The organism is Geobacillus sp. FJAT-46040 (genome assembly GCF_002335725.1).
GTDB classification, from domain to species: Bacteria; Bacillota; Bacilli; order Bacillales; family Anoxybacillaceae; genus Geobacillus; species Geobacillus thermoleovorans.
Map to the genome: position 1 here is coordinate 1 of NZ_NISS01000003.1, position 2,132 is coordinate 2,132.

Consider the following 2,132-nt stretch of genomic DNA (forward strand, 5'->3'; position numbering starts at 1 on the left):
ATAGCCTCGTGGAGTTCATTTACTGTGCAGCGAAACAAAATATTCCCATTGATACCGTGAAAAAACAGCTCCATGTGGCATAAGGGGTACCCTGTTTGTTTCTTTTTACATGGTAATTATTGTAATGAAAGGAGCCGACAACTATGCCGGATCCAATATATTACCTTAATTCAGCTTTTAGTTATCCCAAAAATATAAAGGGGTGTCAATAGTACCGGTCGAACTGTTCGGTGCGGTAAATACTCTGTTGCTCCTGCTTTCCCAAATGACATTTCCATTGTTATCTTTTTTGATAAACTTGAATTCAAAAGTAGCTCCCTTGGGCACACTCACTGGCAAGAACCATTCTGGATAGTTCGGATTTAACATCGCCTCAGACGATTGGTTCGGATCCCAGCTTCCCAACTCTGGAATGTTTCCGACAACATAAATGTTTTCCCCCCAATTCGTTGTGGCATTCACATGAAAAATTACTTGCACCTGATCGCCGGATAGGACCTCATATCGGAAAGGATTACTGGTTACAGATCCTTTTGTAACTGTAATATTTTGAATTCCAGGATTAGTGTTTGGAACTATAGCCTCAATCATTTGATCGCTGTTTGACACCACAGTAGCAACAGTAGAACCGAATTTGACTGTTACGCTTCCTCCTAATCCAGTACCGTAAATGTAAACGGTATTACCGGGACGTCCCATGGTGGAAATAACGTCGCCAATCCTTGGAGTTAAAGTCCCCAATGATGGGTTATACGACCAGACATTGACCTCTCCTCCAGACAAGGTAAAGCTAGAAATTTTGTTTTGACCGTTGACATTATTTACGCTCATTGAACTCCCATATAACAGTCCACCCAGTACATCACTATAGGTTCCTACTGGAAGAGTCGTATCTAACTCCGGAATGGTAAACGTTTGATCCGGTTGTCGGTTTACCGCTACAATTACTTGTTTATCATAGAACTGTCTTTTAAAGACCAGTACATCATTTGTGCTGTATAAAATTTCTGTGGTTCCATAGGCAATAGCTTCATTATTTTTTCTTAAGTTTGAAAGCTTTTGAATGACTTTATATGCAGTGGTATTTTCATCGAAGTTAGTAGAAGTCTGCATAAACATCCGACCCGCAATGTCACTTGAGTCTGACGGCATCAGATATTGCTCTGTTCCGTAATAAATGTTAGGAATCCCACGTGATGTCATCAAGACAGCGAGAGCTGCATGATAAGGTTTATCGTTTGGTTGAATATAGCGAAATCTTGTTACATCATGATTATCCAAGAAAGTAACTGTTTGATTTTCATAAATGTAATCATTACTTGTCTTGATCATCATATCACCAAAGGAACTCATCGTTTCAGAAAAGTTCCCAAATGCGTTTGTGGCCGCACGGAAATATTCAAAATCCAAGTTGTTGACTCCTGTTCGTTCAGGAAATGTCCGGTACTCATCATACTTGGGATCCGGTCTTCCAATGAAAAATTCACCAAAATGGGTAACCGGGCCACCTGCATCTGAATCAATTGCATCTTTAAATCCCTTCACAAATGCAGGATTCATATGCAAAGTGGCATCATGTCGAAAACCATCGATCCCTTTTGATTTCCAAAATTTAGCTGCTTTCTCCAAATGTTCAACCACTAGTGCATTTTCCTGAGAATAATCAGCCAAAGAACCTAGATCTTTGTAACGGTAGCCAAAACGAGAAGTATCGTTGCCCCGGTCACCCAGACCATGGAAAAAACCATTCACGTCGTTATGTGGATCCGCCAGGAGATTCTCAACTTTTCCATCACCGTTGTAATCCGCAGGCTCTCCATTAGCATCAAATACGTAATTGCCATTCTCATCCTTGTCAGGTTCATATAATTTACCATCTTCAGGCGCAAAATTCAATGTCGGGTTTTGCCAACGACTCGAATGATTGGATACAAAATCTATCACTAGTTTAATTCCATTTTGATGCAAAGCATCGCGTAGTCTAATAAAATCTTTCATAGTACCAAAATTGTAAATTAGCACATTATTTCAGAATCACTTTTTCAAATTATTTCAGATGGATTCTGAAATAATGTGCAAAATTTTTGCGGATTGTTCCGGATTTTGCACATTCTTTCGGAACGTTTGCACGC

General features: G+C 39.8%; 1 protein-coding gene. It reads right to left on the reverse strand.

Annotated elements, in window-relative coordinates:
- Window positions 1-177 precede the first annotated feature (177 nt).
- Window positions 178-1,998, reverse strand: a complete 1,821-nt coding sequence (locus tag CD000_RS17905; protein WP_233130525.1) for a carbohydrate-binding module family 20 domain-containing protein — start codon at window positions 1,996-1,998, stop codon at window positions 178-180.
- Window positions 1,999-2,132 lie beyond the last annotated feature (134 nt).

Bases quoted from the DNA above. Each gene is read 5' to 3' on its own strand.
- CD000_RS17905 (WP_233130525.1), bottom strand. From the start codon at position 1,998: ATGAAAGATTTTATTAGACTACGCGATGCTTTGCATCAAAATGGAATT.